Source organism: Nonomuraea sp. NPDC050227, from assembly GCF_044459705.1.
Taxonomy (GTDB): Bacteria; Actinomycetota; Actinomycetes; order Streptosporangiales; family Streptosporangiaceae; genus Nonomuraea.
The window spans coordinates 349371-363404 of the sequence record NZ_JBITJF010000007.1; the positions used below are offsets into that span (position 1 = coordinate 349371).

Consider the following 14034-nt stretch of genomic DNA (forward strand, 5'->3'; position numbering starts at 1 on the left):
CGAACGCCGCGGGCGGCCCGGGGAGATCCTCCGCCGGGCCGCCCGCGGCGGCTCTCACCCGCCGATCGCGGGCATGCCCTCCGGTACGGCCTCCGCCGCCGCCTCCGGCCTGGCCGCCGCGAGCAGTTCCACCAGCCGGTCCGCGATCGCGGCGATGGTGGGCTGCTGCCACAGCAGGGTCGCGGGAAGACGGCAGCCGAAGCGCTTGTCCAGCCGCCGCCGGACCATGACCGTCATCACCGAGTCCAGCCCCTGCTCGACCAGGGGACGGCGGACCGCCAGGTCCTCGGGGGCCAGCCGCATGACGGCCGCGATCTCCGCGCGCACCTCGGGCAGGACACGCTCGCGCAGATCCGCCGCCGTCAGCCCGGCGAACGACTCCGCGGGCCCGCCCAGCTCCTCCTCGGCCGGGACGGGCGCGTCGATCACCGGGTAGCGCAGCCCCGTGAGATGTCCCACCACCCGGCCGTCCGGGTCGGCCAGCAGCGCCCGCACGGTGTCGTCGGCGGCCCGGTCCACGGCCGCGTCGATGACCACCGTCGCGGGTGGGGCGCCGGTCAGCACGACCTCGTCGATGCGCACGACCATGCGCAGCACCGGGTCGCCGGGGAACACGCAGGGCGCCACGGACATCGCCGCGTCCAGCGCCGGGGCCCAGCTCTCGGCGTCCCCGGTGCGGACGGTGGCGCGCAGCGCGCCGTCGCCGCCCAGCAGCGTCTCGATCGTCCAGTCGAAGCCCGTCGAGGGCACGCCGACGGCGGCCAGCCGCCGGTGCACGAACGTGGGGTCGATCGGGGTCAGAGCGCCGGCGTCGGGCAGCACGTCGGGCTTGACCTGGCCAGGAGCGGCCACGTCGGCGGTGACGTGCACCAGCCAGGCCGGTTCGGGCTCGCCGGGAGCGGCCGGCGTACGGGCCGCGAGCCGTATCGCCGGAGGTTCGTGCACGACCTGGACCTGCCGGCGTTCCGCGGTCATCAGCGGATGCGTCATCTCCACGCCGGTGAGCGTGACGTCCTCGTCCTCGGCGGCGTGCAGGAACGTGTTGACCAGCACGGCGGCGGGCACGATCTCGATCCCGTTGAGGGTGTGGCTGCCCGGGTAGGGCCGGTTGGCGTCCTCCAGGCCGGTCCGCCACACGCGGGTCCGGCTGCCGGCGAGGCGGGTCCCGGCGCCGAGCAGGGTGTGGGAGCGCACGTCGTGCCCGCGGTTGCCGTCGTCGCCGGAGTCCTCGCGCCAGTGGCGGCGGTGCTGCCAGGCGTACGGCGGCAGGTCGGTGAGGCCGCCGTACGGCTGCAGCCGGTTCCAGTCCACCTCGACGCCGTGACAGTGGGCCGTGCCCACCGCGGCCAGGAAGCCGGGCAGCTCCGGCTGGTTCCTGCGCAGCGAGGTGCCGACGAACACGTCCTCGAACCCGTTCTCCGACAGCGTCTCGGTGACGGAGTGCGCGACCACCGGGTGGGGGGAGATCTCCAGGAACACGCGGTAGCCGTCCTGCGCCGCGGCCGTCGTCGCCGCGGTCAGCCGCACGGGGTCACGGAGGTTCGCCGCCCAGTACGCCCCGTCCGGCACGGGCGTCGCCCGGGGGTCGGCCAGCGCGGTCGTGTACATGGGGATGCGCGGCGGGCCGAACGACAGATCGGCGACGGCGGCGGCCAGCTCGACGGCCAGCGGTTCCATGTGCGGGCTGTGGAAGGCGACGTCCGAGGCCACCCGCCGCACCACGATGCCCTCGGCCGGCCAGTCCTCGACCACCGCCTCGACCGCGGCGACGTCGCCGGACAGCACGGTGGACCCCGGCGACGACGAGATCGCGGCCACCAGGTCGGTCCGCCCGGCCAGCCGCTCGGCCGCCTCCTCGAAGGACAGGCCGACCATCGCCATGGCCCCCTTGCCCTCGGCCTGCCGCAGCAGCCGCGAGCGGCGGCAGATCAGGCGGGCGCCGTCGGCGACGGACATCGCGCCGGCCGTCACCGCCGCCGCGATCTCGCCGACGGAGTGGCCGATGACGGCCCGCGGCGCGACCCCGTACGCGTTCCAGAGCCGGGCGAGGCCCAGCTGCATCACGAAGATCATGGTCTGCACGCGGTCGATCGTGTCGAGGTCGCCGTCGGCCAGGACCTGCCGCGGCGAGAAGCCGATCTCCTCGGCGAAGATCGGCTCCACCTCGTCGACCAGGGACGCGAAGTCCGGCACGGCCAGCAGCTCCCGCCCCATGCCGCGCCACTGGCAGCCCTGGCCGGAGAACACCCAGACCGGCCCGGGGCCGAGGTCGGGCAGCACGTCCCCGGTGAGCACCGCCTCGGCCGGCACGTCGTCGGCGAGCCTGCGCAGGTGGGCCGCCAGCTCGTCGCCGTCCGTCCCGATGACGACGGCGCGGCGGGCCAGATGGGTGCGCCGCAGCGCCAGCGTGTGCCCCGCCGACGCCGGGTCGACGCCCGTCCCGAGGTGATCGGCGAGCCGGCCCGCGTACTGCCGCAGGGCCTGCTCCGACGCGGCCGACAGCGGGAACAGCCGCTCCGCGCGGGGAGGCGTCTCCTCCTGTGCGGGCGCGTGCCGGGCCGGCGGGGCCTGTTCGAGCACGATGTGCGCGACCGTGCCCCCGTACCCGAAGCTGGAGACGCCCGCCCGGCGCGGGTGGTCGCGCTCCGGCCAGGACGATCGCCGCGTCACCACGCGCAGCCCCGAGGACTCCCACGGGACGGCCGGGTTGAGGGCGGACAGCACGCTCGGCGGGATCTCCCCGCGGTCGAGGGCGAGCACCGCCTTGATGACGCCGGCGATGCCGGCGGCGCCTTCGAGGTGGCCGATGTTGGACTTGACCGAGCCGATCAGGCACGGGTCGCCGGCGGGCCGCCCCGCGCCGTACACCGAGGACAGCGCGCCCGCCTCCAGCGGGTCGCCGAGCCGGGTGCCGGTGCCGTGCGCCTCGACGTAGTCGACGGTGGACGGCGCGACGCCCGCCTGCCTGCAGGCCCGGGCCATCACGTGCTCCTGGGCCTCGCCGCACGGCGCCATGATGCCGTTGGTGTGCCCGTCCTGGTTCACGGCGCTGCCGATGACCAGCGCGAGCACGCGGTCACCGTCGCGTTGCGCGTCGGACAGGCGCTTGAGCACGACCACGCCGCAGCCCTCGCCGCGGCCGTAGCCGTCGGCCGCCGCGTCGAACGACTTCGACCGCCCGTCGGGCGCCAGGGCTCCGGCGGTGCCGAGCGTGAGCGTCTGGCCGGGGGTGACCAGCAGGTTGACGCCGCCGGCGAGGGCGACGTCGCTCTCGCCGAGCCGCAGGCTCTGCGCGGCCAGGTGCAGCGCGACCAGCGACGCCGAGCAGGCGGTGTCGATCGCCATGCTGGGGCCGCGCAGGTCGAGGGAGTAGGAGATGCGGTTGGCCACGGCGCAGGTCGCGGCGCCGATCCCGGTCCATGCCTCGATCTGGGGCAGGTCCTCCAGCAGCCGGCCGCCGTAGTCGGCTGTGCAGACGCCGACGAACACCCCGGCGTCGGTCCCGGCCAGCTCGTGCGGCGGCAGCCCGGCGTGCTCCAGGGCCTCCCACGCGGTCTCCATGAGGATGCGCTGCTGCGGGTCCATCAGCTCGGCCTCGCGCGGCGACAGGCCGAAGAACTCCGCGTCGAAGCCCTCGATGTCGCTCAGGAAGCTGCCGTGCCGTACGGCGTCGCGCAGCGCGGCGGCGTGTTCGGGGCTCCGGGTCTCGTAGCTGCGCCAGCGTTCGGCGGGCAGCGGCCCGGTCGTGTTGCGGCCGGCGCACAGCAGGTCCCAGAACTCGTCCGGTGAGTGGACGTCGCCGGGGAGACGGCATCCGATCCCGACCACCGCGACTGGTTCCACCCGGGCTCCGCGCGGAGTGTCGACCATCTGCGTTCGTTTCCCTTCGATGTCAGGCCCAATGAGGAGTTTCGAGGATTTCGAGCACGGCCCCGGAGACGGTCACCCCTGGCCCGGTGCCGAGCATGAGCAGGTGGTCGCCGGGGCCCAGCTGCCCGGTCGTGAGCAGGTGGTCGAGGGAGAGCACCTGGTCGCCGGCCCCGCAGTGGCCGATGGTGCGGCCGTAGTCCCAGGTGGAGCGGGACATGGGCAGATCGACCACGGCCATGCACCGCTGTTCGACGATCTCCTCGGAGTAGTTCATGAACGCCACGCGGGTCAGGTCGCGGGCCTCGATCCCGCTCTCGTCCAGCACGCGCTCGACGATCTCCATCAGCGCCCGCTGGATGTTGAACAACGCCGCGCCGGCCTCGCCCTTGGGCATGACCTGCTGCCGGAACTGCTCGTTGCGGGCCGCGAAGCTCATCCGGCGCCCGACCGTGACGCCCGGCGGGAACAGCGGTTCGCTGCCCCGGTGCAGCTCCTCGGCCGCGGCCACCGTCGTCGTGCAGACCGACGCCAGGCGGGCGAACCCGCGGTCCTTGGTGAGGACGAGCGCGGCGGCGGCGTCCCCGCCGATGTAGCCGGGGCCCATCCGCCACCGGTCCATCAGCGGGGTGCCGTAGTTGTCGGCGGCGACCAGCAGGGCGGCCTGCCTGCCGGGCGCGGCGGCCAGGTGACCGGCCGCCAGTTCCAGGGCGATGAACATGCCGTTGCAGCCCTGCCGGATCTCGGTGGCCAGGACGTCTCCGCCGACGAGATGACGTTGCAGGTAGGAGTGCGGGGGCCAGCCGTCCGGGCCCTGGTGCCAGGTCGAGGCGTACAGGAGGAGATCGAGGTCGCCCGGCGCCCGGCCGCTGCGCTTGATCGCGCTGCGCGCCGCGTGCAGGGCCATCTCCGGAGCCGGCACGTCGCCGGCGACCACCGTCCCCGCCAGGTTGTGCAGCTCGGCGTCCTCCGCCGGGTACCAGCCCTTGGCGACGGCCTTCTCGACGCTGACGACGGTCCTGGGCAGGTAGGTTCCCACGCCGCCGATGTAGGTGTCCGCGTACCGCATGACTTCCGTCCTCGTCCCGGCTAAGCGGATTGGAGTTCTCTGACCATCGTCACGATGGTCGCGACGTCCCTGAAGTTCTCGGGGTCGAGCATGGCGGCGGTGACCCGGACGCCGACGTCCTTCCTGAGGAAGTTCAGCAGCCGCGCCGTGCGCAGGGAGTCCAGGAGACCCGACACCAGGAGCGGGGTCGTCTCGTCGACCTTGACGTCGTCGCCGTCCAGGACGAGGTTGTCCTGGACGAAGTCGACCAGGCGCCGGGTGAGGTCGTCGCTCACGCGCGTGCTCCTCTCGTGACGGGAGCGGTGGACAGGATCCGGAACGCCGCCGCGGCGACCGACGTGCCGGAGCCGAAGCCGACCATGAGCAGGTGGTCGCCGGGCACGAGCCCGCCGGTCGCGAGCAGGTGCTCGAAGGCGATGAACTGGTCGACCGCGCCGCAGTGGCCGACGCGCCGGCCGTAGTCCCAGGTCGTCTGGCCCTCGTCGATGCCCAGCCAGGACATCTGCCCGTCCAGGTCCTCGCGGCGGCCGTGCGGGAAGGCCACCCGGGTGATGTCGGCGAAGCCGATGCCGGCCTCGTCCAGGGTCTGCTCGACCTGCTGCATCATCGTCTTCTGGATCGTCAGGTGGATGCCGGTGCCCTGCGCCTTGAGCAGCCGCTGCCGGAACTCCTCGTGCCGGTCGCCGAAGCTCAGCCCCCTGCCGACGGTGGCGTCCGGGGGGAAGAGCGGGTAGGCGCCGTCGTTGACCGCGTCGGCCTCGGGGATCACCGTCATGTTCACCGACAGCAGCTCGGCCATGCCGTAGTCCTTGCCGAGGACGAGCGCGGCCGCGGCGTCGCCGATCAGCGCCCCGGGGGTCATCCGCCAGCGGTCCACCAGCGGAGTGCCGTGGTTGTCGGCGGAGACCACCATGGCCGTCTCCCGGTCCGCGGCGGCCTGGAGGTAGCTCGCCGCCAGCTCCAGCGAGCTGATCATCCCGACGCAGCCGCTGCGGATCTCGTGCGCCGGCACGCCGCCGCCGAGGAGGTGCATCTGCAGGTAGTGCTGGGGCTGCCAGCCGTTGGGGCCCTGGTGCCAGACCGACGGGTAGAGCAGCAGGTCCAGATCGCGCGGGGAGGACTCGCCCCACCGCTCGTAGGCGTCCAGGACCGCGAGCCGCGCCATCTCCGGCGCAGGCATGTCGCCGGCCACCGCCGCGCCGAGCTGCCGGTACCTCTCGGCGTCCGCGGCCGGGTACCAGCCTTCGCGGACGGCCTGCTCGACGCTCACGCTGTCAGGCACGTAAACGCCCAGGCTCCTGACGAACATGTTGGGTGTACGCACACGCCCCCTAACTCATCGACGAATCCCGGACAACGGCCCGCGACAGGGAAAAGCGCTTATCCGATTTATTTCCGAGGAGTCACATGGCCCCCGGCCGGTCGGTGAATACGACGGTAAATGAGCCGGCGGGCCGTCCCGGGTAAGGATAGGGGCGGCCCGTCGAATAACGCAATAAGGTGATCCGCGACCTTCCGTGACCGAGGTTCGACGGAACGTGGCGCAATAAGGGAAAGCCGCTATTCAGCTCCCCGCCGCGGATTCGCCGAATAAAATTCGGGAATCCACGGCGGCGGAACCCGGGTCGTCTCAGGCGGGCACTCTCGTGCAGACCAGGTTGTTGAGCTTGAACTGGGCGGGAATGTCGTTCGTCCCGGTGACGGACGCCGAGAAGCCGAGGCTCTGGCTGGAGCCGGGGCCGATGTAGGTGTTGGTGCCGGCGTCGCGGGCGGTCACCTGCGTGCCGGTCTGGGTCACCGTGGCGTTCCAGGCGTTGGTGATCAGCTGGTTGCCCGACCAGGCCCACGTGGCGGTCCAGCCGTAGATGGGGGTCGTGCCGGTGTTCCTGATGGTCAGGCTGCCGTTGAAGGCGCCGTTCCAGACCTCGGTGGCGTAGGTGACCTCGCAGGAGGTGCCCATCTTGAGCCCGCCGCGCAGGAAGGTCGTGAAGTTGGGCCAGGTGGGGTCGAGGGTGCCGGTGCCGACGGTCTCGCCGCAGTTCTTGGTGGTGCGGACGGTCTGCGTGCCGTAGTGGGCGGGGTCCATGACCTGCGGCATCATGTGGTCGGCGCCGGGCACCGAGACGAAGGTGGCCGACCCGCACTGGGCCTTGATCTTGTTGTAGAGCAGCACGCTCTGGCCGTGCGGCACCAGGAAGTCGGCCTGGCCGTGCAGGAACATCAGCGGCGGGTCGTTGGCGTCGACGTACGTCATCGGGTTGGCCTGGGCCACCGTGGCCGGGCAGGTCTGGATGGGACAGCCGACCAGCAGGGACTCCGGCGAGGCGGGAGAGTTGTGGTCCAGCCCGCCGGTCGGCAGGTTCTGCGCGTTCATCTGCAGGAAGTCGGTCGGGCTGTAGAAGGCGAGCCCCGTCTGGACGGCGCTGGAGACGCCGGTCGTGCCGATGGCGCCCTCCAGCGCCGACACGCCGCCGGACAGCGTGGCCATCTCCGTCAGCCAGCCGCCCGAGGAGTCGCCCATGATCGCGAATCGGTTGGGATCGAGCTGGTACGTGGCGGCGTTCGCGCGCAGCCAGCGGATCGCCGCCTTGATGTCGTGCACCTGGGCCGGGAAGATCGCCTGGGCGCTGGAGCGGACGCTGACGCCGGCCACCGCGAAGCCCAGCGGGTTGAAGATCGCGGCGATGGCGTCCGCGCCGGCTTTGCCGTCGTCGCTGCTCCACGCCGAACCGGTGTGCCAGATGATCAGGGGCCGGGGCGTGATGCCGGTGGCGGGCAGGTAGAGATCCAGCAGATGCCCTCTGCTGCCGGCCGGTTGCGCGGGCGCGTAGGCGATGTCGGTGATCGTCTGCGTCGCGTGTGCCGGCGGCGCGAAGGCCGCCGGCACACCGACGGCGGCCAGCACGGTCATCGCCAAGCCGACGGCGGCCGTGCGGATTCGAGCTTGCATGGTGCGACTCCGGTTGGTCGGATGGTCGCCGCTTCCCCGGGTGGCCGTCCGTGTCTCGTTCGATGGCAGGGCGGCCGTGATGAGCACGCCGACCTGTAGCGCCTGTGAGAACAACGTCCTGTTCGAGTGTCGCGGCTCACATCGATATGGGCGGGGAGACGATATGACACCTACGCGACAATGGTCAAAGTTTTCGAAGTTTCGTTTCCCTAAGAACGGGAAAGCGGCATAAATCGCACTTTGGGGCCGTAAGGCACGGAGACGGCCCCAGATCATCCATGGCATGCACAGCCGGTCGGATACACCCCCACGGCGTCTTTCACGCCGATGAAAGTTTCATGACCCGGCGGCCGGTGATTCCGCCGCGACAATCCCACCGGAGCCGTGAGTGATAATGTCCACCGACATGATCTCCCCAGTCGCAGGAGGACGAATGCGAAAGGCACGCGCTGTTCTCGTCTCGGCCGTCATGGTCCTTGGAGTGTCGCTGACGATCGGCGCCGCCCCGGCGCACGCCGAGAAACTGGCGGGCGTCTTCAGGGAGCACGCGGAGTGCGAGCGGATCGGCACCCAGGGCGTCGACCAGAACTGGTGGGACGACTATTCATGCCAGTGGGAGAGCAAGTACAGCTACTACTTCCTCTACGCCTGACCCCGTGAGACGCACGCCCCCCGGGCCCGCGGATCGAACCGGGGGCGCGTGCGCCCGCCGCGATCGACGGACGCCGGACGGCCGTCTCAGCGAAGGGCCGCCAAGGTGGTGAGGGGGTTGTCCAGGAGGCCGGCGAAGGCGAGTTCGGCGGCTCCGGCGAGCGTGGTGTCGTCGCCCAGGGCCGTCACGGCCAGGCGGACCCGTTCCCGCGACACCGGCAGCACGTGCGCGTCGATCCGGGCACGGACGCGCGACTCGGCGCCCGGATAGACGTCGCGCAGCATCCCGCCGAAGACCACGAGCGCCGGGTTGAACAGGTTGATGAGGTTGACGACGCCGACGCCGAGCCAGTCGCCGACGCGGTCGAGGGCGTCCCGCGCCCTGGCGTCACCGGCGCGGGCGAGGGCGACGACGGACCGGATGCCGTCGCGGCCGACGAGGTCGCCGGACCGTCCCGCGTAGTCGAGCAGCGCCTCCTCCCCCACCTCGGCCTCCAGGCAGCCGCGCGACCCGCACAGGCAGGGCCGGCCGTCGAACGGGTTGACCAGCATGTGCCCGAGTTCGCAGCCGTAGCCCGTGTCGCCGTCCAGGAGTTCGCCGCCGACGATGATCCCGCCGCCGACGCCGACGTCCCCGTGCAGGTAGACGAGGTTGTCGGCGTCTCGTCCCGCGCCGCGCACGTGCTCGGCGATCGCCCCCATGTGCGCCTCGTTGCCCACCTCGACGGGCAGCCCGAGGCCGAGCCCGGCGCCGAGTTCCGCGCCGAACGCCTGGTCCACCCAGCCGAGGTGCGGCCCGTAACGCACGGTGCCGTCGGTCCGCCTGATCAGCCCGCAGTACGAGGCGCCCACCCCCACGCACAACGAGCCCGGCCCGGCCCCGGCGACCAGCTCGCGGCCGAACGCGGCCAGGACCCCGACGACGTCCTCCAGGTCGACCCCGGCGCGGGCGCGGACGGCCTCCCTGCGGTCGAGGACCCGACCGCCCAGCCCGACGCGGGCCGCGACCAGCCGGTCCACGGCGACGTCGAACGCCAGCCCGTACACCGTGCCCTGCTCGGGCATGACGACGATGGACGGCCGCCCCGCCCGCCCCCGCCCGGCCGGCACGCCCTCGCGGACGAGCCCGACCGCGGCGAGTTCGGCGGTCAGGTCCATGATGGTGCTGCGGTTGAGGCCCATCCGGCGGCCGAGCGCGGCGCGTGACACCGCCCCCTCGTTGTGGACGCGCCGCAGCACCTCGCTCAGGTTCCGCTGCCGCATCTGCTCCTGCGTGCGCACGCCCACCGCCGATCCCGTCATCCCCGTCACCCTAGGACGTGTCCTCACAGGATCACGGTCGTGCCGGAAGGCGCAAGGAGAAGGTGGTGCGGACGCCCGGGGTGCTGGCGGCCGTGGCGGTGCCGCCGTGCGCCTCGGCCAGGTCGCGGACGATCGCGAGGCCGAGGCCGCTGCCGCCGGTGCGGCGGTTGCGGGACTTCTCCGCCCGCCAGAACCGGTCGAAGACGTGCGGCAGGTGCTCGGCGCGGATGCCGATCCCCGTGTCGGTCACCTCGATGACCACGTGGTCGCCGTCCTGGCGGGCGGCCAGCGTGATGTGCCCGCCGGCCGGCGTGTAGCGCAGGGAGTTGGTGACGAGGTTGCCGACGGCCTGGCGGAGTCGTACGGGGTCGGCGGTCAGGGTGGGCGCGCCGGTGCCGCCGGCGGTCAGGGTGAGCCCGGCGGCCTCGGCGCGGCCTCGGTGGGCGGTGGCCACCTGGTCGAGGAGGTCGCCGAGGTGCACGGGTTCGAGGTGCAGGCGCAGCTTGCCCGCGTCGGCGAGGGCGAGGTCCTGGAGGTCGTCCACGATGTGCTGCAGCAGCAGGAGCTCCTCGACCAGGGAGGCGATCAGCGCGGGGTCCAGCTCGGCGACGCCGTCCTGTGCCGCCTCCAGCCAGCCCCTGAGGTTGCTCAGCGGGGTGCGCAGCTCGTGGGAGACGTCGCTGACCATGGCCTTGCGCTGCTCCTCCATGCGCTGGAGGTGCTCGGACATCTCGTTGAACGCCGTGGCCAGCTCGCTGATCTCGCCGGTCGTCCTGACCTGGACGCGGGCGGAGCTGTCACCGTCGCGCATCCGCCGGGCGGCGTGGGTGAGCGCGTTGACCGGGCCGACCAGGCGCCTGGCCGCCATGACGCTGACGCCGACGGTCAGCACGAGCACGAGGAGGGCGGCGCCGGCGATCGAGGGCAGCGGGATGCGCGGGCCGGTGGCCTCGGCCGGGGATCCGATGTACAGGTAGGCGGCGGGGGCGACGTAGGGGTCGAGCTGTTCCTTACGGGCGGCGACGATGCAGGACGAGATCGTCTGGCCGGGCTCGGCCTCCGAGGACGCCGGCCGCTTCTCCTTGGGAACCCAGGTGAGGTCGAGTCCGACCGAGCCGCGTTCCGCGCCCTTGCCCTTCAGGCATCTGCCGACCAGCAGGTTGAGCTGCTTCAACGCGGCCCTTTCGGTGCGCGTCGGCGTGTTGAAGGTGACCGCGTCGCAGGGGGCCGTCACCGCCGGGGCCGGGCTCGGCTCCTGCGGGACGCCCTCGCCGGTCGTCGTCACGGAGGGCCGGCCGGTGTGCGAGACGCTCGTCCGGACGGGCTGCCCGGTACGTCTCATGCAGGCGGCGTAGGCGTCGGCGGCCTTCCCCAGCCGGGCCCGGTCACGGTCGGGCAGCAGGAAGGGGCCCACCGCGCGCGGATCGATGCGGTCCTCGGCCGCCCCCGGCACCAGGGTCACGTCCACGGCCAGCGGATCGACGACGGCCGACACCCGGGCGGGCAGCGGGGTCCCGGCGGCCGCCGAGTCCGCGATGAGGGCGCCCTTCTCCGTGGTCAGCGCGACGCGGCGGCTGTTGGCGGCGGCGAGGTCGCGTACGGTGGCGGCGACGCCGGACCAGTCGGGATGGCGGGAGGCGTAACCGAGCAGGCTGTTGTTGATCTGGGCGTCGCTGGCCAGCGTCTGGCCCTGCTCGCGCTGGATCGCGCCGGAGGTGCTGTTGGCGGCCAGCCACGCCGTCGCCGTGATCGAGCAGACCGCCACGACGGCCGAGCTGGTGAGCAGCCGGACGAACAGCGACCTCATGCCTGGGTCAGCTTGTAGCCGACGCCGTACACGGTCAGCAGCCGGGACGGGCGGCGCGGGTCGGGCTCGATCTTCTTGCGCAGGTTCATCACGTGCACGTCGACCGTGCGCTCGGTGATGAACCGGTCGAAGCCGTGGACGCGCTCCAGCAGCTGCTTCCTGGTGAACACCCGTTCCGGCTCGGCGGCCAGCGTCTCGACGATCCGGAACTCCGCGAGCGTGCAGTCGACCGGCGTGCCCGCCACGGTGACGGTGTGCCTGACCGGGTCGACGACCAGGTCGCCCGCCCGGAACAGCCGGCCGGTCTCCGGCGCCCTGCCGGTGCGGCGCAGCAGCGTGCGCACGCGGGCCATCAGCTCGCGCGGGCTGTACGGCTTGGTCATGTAGTCGTCGGCGCCGAGGTCGAGCCCGAGCAGCAGGTCGTCCTCGGTGGACCGGGCGGTCAGCATCAGGATCGGCAGGTCGGACTCGGCGCGCAGCACCCGGCAGACGTCCAGGCCGTCGACCTTCGGCATCATCACGTCGAGCAGCACGAGGGCGGGGTCTCCCTGCCGGGCCTCGTCGATCGCCGAACGTCCGTCGTGCACGACGCGGACCTCGTGGCCCTCGCGCTCCAGGTAGCGCCTGAGCAGTTCGGCCTGCTTGGGGTCGTCCTCGGCGACCAGCACGTACGCGCACATGGCCCGAGGTTATGCGCACTGCGCGAGTGCATACGGGATCCGCATGACAGGCAAACAGGTTCCACACATTCTGCCGCCAGGCTGCGCCGGGTGAGAACCAACCTGCTTCGTACGGCCGCGGCGACGGCACTCGCCCTCCTGCTGGCGGGCTGCGCGGGCAGCGCAGACAGTGCCGTACGACCCGACCCCGCGCGCACCACGGCGAGCACCCCTGCGAGCACCGCGGCGAGCACCGAGCCGCTGGGCGGCGCCGGATCGAAGATCGCGAGCGTCAAGGGGGCCCGGATCACGATCTACCGGGACAGACAGGGCGCGGCCCAGAGGACGATCACCAGTCCCAACGACTACGGCGCGACGCGCGTCTTCCTGGTGGAACGCGACGAGGGCGACTGGCTCCAGGTGCTGCTGCCGATCCGGCCCAACGGCAGCAAGGGCTGGATCAAGGCCGCCGACGTGACGCTCGCGGAGACCTCCCACCGCGTGGAGATCGACCGCGGGGCGTTCCGCTTCACCGTCTACGACGGCGACCGGCCGGTCAGGACGGGCAAGGTCGCGACCGGCGAGGCCGGGACGCCGACGCCGCCGGGCCGCTACTTCTTCACCGAGCTGGTGAGGCCCACCGGCGACGGCGGCGCCTACGGCGCGTACGCCTTCGGGCTGAGCGGCTTCTCACCGGTGCTGAAGAGCTTCGCCGGCGGCCCCGGCCAGCTGGCGATCCACGGGACGAACAAGCCGTCCGCCATCGGCACGCGGGCCAGCCACGGCTGCGTCCGGGTCAGCAACGACGACATCACCTGGATGGCGAAGAACCTGGCGATCGGCACTCCGGTCGTCGTCAAGGGCTGAGGCCCTGTTCGAAGGATGAGAGGAACCCTATGAAGATCAGAACCATGCTGGTCGGCGGCGTCGCGGCGCTGGCGCTCGCGGCGGGCCTCGCCGGGCTCTCGGGGACGGCCTCGGCCGAGCCCGCGAAGCCCGCCGCAGTGCCGGCCGCAGTGCCCGCCGCGGTGCCCGCCGCGGGCCCCTCCGCGGCGCCCTCCCCGGTGCCCGCCGAAGGCCGGCCCACGGTGGAGCAGACGGCGGGGCCGAGGGAGCCGGTCGCCGTCAAGCCGCGGTACACCGGCTGATCACGACCCGTCGCCGCCGCGTGACGTCCGTCCTCTCCTGCCCGTCGGCCGCGTCGGCGGCCTGGCCATCACGGGCAGGAACAGGGCCCGGACGCCGCGGCGCCGCGTGCGGGCGGCCACACCGTCCTTGACCACGCACGCCACGGCGTCCGTGACGCCGCCCCTGAGCACGCCACGGCGTCCGTCACGCCGTCCCTGAGTACGCACGCCACGACGTCCGTGACGTCGCCCGTCCCCCGCCGGGGCCCGACCCCGGCGGGGGCCTTCTTTTTCCTAGCCCTCCTCTGCGCCAACACCCCAGGGCCTTTCCCGTCGCGGCTCCCGACCTCACCGTCCCGTGAGGTCCCGCGACGGATGTGCTTGCCCGTCCGCGCCTTCTGTTGCGCGGGGTTGACGAGAACCCTTCTCCGGATGTCAACGGGACCCTTACATTTCGCCCTCTTTCCTGCCTTTCGCCCCCGATTGCGGGACCGACCCGGCGAAGAGGATCATGTCGGTGTGGCGTTCCGGAGCAGTGGCGAGAAGGCCGCACTCCTCGCCCATATCCGGAGCCCGGGGTCTGCCTGTCGCCGGTCCAGGAG

Annotated in this window: 12 protein-coding genes; 3 read left to right on the forward strand and 9 right to left on the reverse strand. The window is 72.5% G+C overall.

The annotated features are described in order from the left end of the window. Positions 1-54: 54 nt before the first annotated feature. The 5 genes from ACIBK9_RS28205 to ACIBK9_RS28225 form a co-directional block, all read right to left on the reverse strand. Complete coding sequence (locus tag ACIBK9_RS28205) at positions 55-3843, reverse strand: type I polyketide synthase (RefSeq protein WP_397161948.1); 3789 nt, start codon at positions 3841-3843, stop codon at positions 55-57. A 49-nt stretch (positions 3844-3892) separates the two neighbouring features. After that, positions 3893-4936, reverse strand: a complete 1044-nt coding sequence (locus ACIBK9_RS28210) for a ketoacyl-ACP synthase III family protein (RefSeq protein WP_397161949.1) — start codon at positions 4934-4936, stop codon at positions 3893-3895. Positions 4937-4956: 20 nt separating this feature from the next. Next, a complete protein-coding gene (locus ACIBK9_RS28215) occupies positions 4957-5211 on the reverse strand; it encodes a hypothetical protein (protein WP_397161950.1) in 255 nt (84 codons plus the stop codon). Beyond that, on the reverse strand, positions 5208-6218 hold the full coding sequence (locus ACIBK9_RS28220) for a ketoacyl-ACP synthase III family protein (RefSeq protein ID WP_397161951.1): 1011 nt from the start codon (positions 6216-6218) through the stop codon (positions 5208-5210). The genes ACIBK9_RS28215 and ACIBK9_RS28220 overlap by 4 nt, the downstream gene beginning before the upstream one ends. Before the next feature lie 348 nt (positions 6219-6566). Beyond that, entirely contained in the window at positions 6567-7886 is a 1320-nt protein-coding gene (locus ACIBK9_RS28225) for a cellulose binding domain-containing protein (RefSeq protein WP_387678386.1), read from the reverse strand. Between the two features lie 433 nt (positions 7887-8319). Between ACIBK9_RS28225 and ACIBK9_RS28230 the strand changes: the two genes are divergently transcribed. Continuing rightward, positions 8320-8538, forward strand: coding sequence for a hypothetical protein (locus tag ACIBK9_RS28230; RefSeq protein WP_397161952.1), 219 nt, complete (start codon positions 8320-8322; stop codon positions 8536-8538). An 86-nt stretch (positions 8539-8624) separates the two neighbouring features. Here the strand turns inward: ACIBK9_RS28230 and ACIBK9_RS28235 are convergent, their stop codons facing one another. Genes ACIBK9_RS28235 through ACIBK9_RS28245 form a run of 3 tightly spaced genes read right to left on the reverse strand, consistent with a single transcriptional unit; the run spans position 8625 to position 12326 of the window. Further along, positions 8625-9839 (reverse strand): ROK family protein, encoded by a 1215-nt coding sequence (locus tag ACIBK9_RS28235; RefSeq protein ID WP_397161953.1) that lies wholly within the window; start codon positions 9837-9839, stop codon positions 8625-8627. A gap of 31 nt (positions 9840-9870) precedes the next feature. Beyond that, entirely contained in the window at positions 9871-11646 is a 1776-nt protein-coding gene (locus tag ACIBK9_RS28240; protein WP_397161954.1) for a sensor histidine kinase, read from the reverse strand. Beyond that, positions 11643-12326 (reverse strand): response regulator transcription factor, encoded by a 684-nt coding sequence (locus ACIBK9_RS28245; protein WP_358301322.1) that lies wholly within the window; start codon positions 12324-12326, stop codon positions 11643-11645. Before ACIBK9_RS28245 ends, ACIBK9_RS28240 begins: the two co-directional genes overlap by 4 nt. A 90-nt stretch (positions 12327-12416) precedes the next feature. On the opposite strand from ACIBK9_RS28245, the gene ACIBK9_RS28250 reads away from it, so the two are divergent. Together ACIBK9_RS28250 and ACIBK9_RS28255 are read left to right on the forward strand one after the other, a co-directional pair. Further along, on the forward strand, positions 12417-13172 hold the full coding sequence (locus ACIBK9_RS28250; RefSeq protein ID WP_397161955.1) for a L,D-transpeptidase: 756 nt from the start codon (positions 12417-12419) through the stop codon (positions 13170-13172). 29 nt (positions 13173-13201) lie between these two features. Beyond that, entirely contained in the window at positions 13202-13453 is a 252-nt protein-coding gene (locus ACIBK9_RS28255; protein WP_397161956.1) for a hypothetical protein, read from the forward strand. Here ACIBK9_RS28255 and ACIBK9_RS28260 read toward each other — a convergent pair whose 3' ends face one another. Continuing rightward, a complete protein-coding gene (locus tag ACIBK9_RS28260; protein ID WP_397161957.1) occupies positions 13454-13660 on the reverse strand; it encodes a hypothetical protein in 207 nt (68 codons plus the stop codon). Positions 13661-14034 lie beyond the last annotated feature (374 nt).

Excerpts from the sequence above, each read along its gene's own strand:
- ACIBK9_RS28210 (WP_397161949.1), bottom strand. The coding sequence starts at position 4,936 with ATGCGGTACGCGGACACCTACATCGGCGGCGTGGGAACCTACCTGCCC.
- ACIBK9_RS28225 (WP_387678386.1), bottom strand. The coding sequence starts at position 7,886 with ATGCAAGCTCGAATCCGCACGGCCGCCGTCGGCTTGGCGATGACCGTG.
- ACIBK9_RS28230 (WP_397161952.1), top strand. The coding sequence starts at position 8,320 with ATGCGAAAGGCACGCGCTGTTCTCGTCTCGGCCGTCATGGTCCTTGGA.
- ACIBK9_RS28235 (WP_397161953.1), bottom strand. The coding sequence starts at position 9,839 with ATGACGGGATCGGCGGTGGGCGTGCGCACGCAGGAGCAGATGCGGCAG.
- ACIBK9_RS28240 (WP_397161954.1), bottom strand. The coding sequence starts at position 11,646 with ATGAGGTCGCTGTTCGTCCGGCTGCTCACCAGCTCGGCCGTCGTGGCG.
- ACIBK9_RS28245 (WP_358301322.1), bottom strand. The coding sequence starts at position 12,326 with ATGTGCGCGTACGTGCTGGTCGCCGAGGACGACCCCAAGCAGGCCGAA.
- ACIBK9_RS28255 (WP_397161956.1), top strand. The coding sequence starts at position 13,202 with ATGAAGATCAGAACCATGCTGGTCGGCGGCGTCGCGGCGCTGGCGCTC.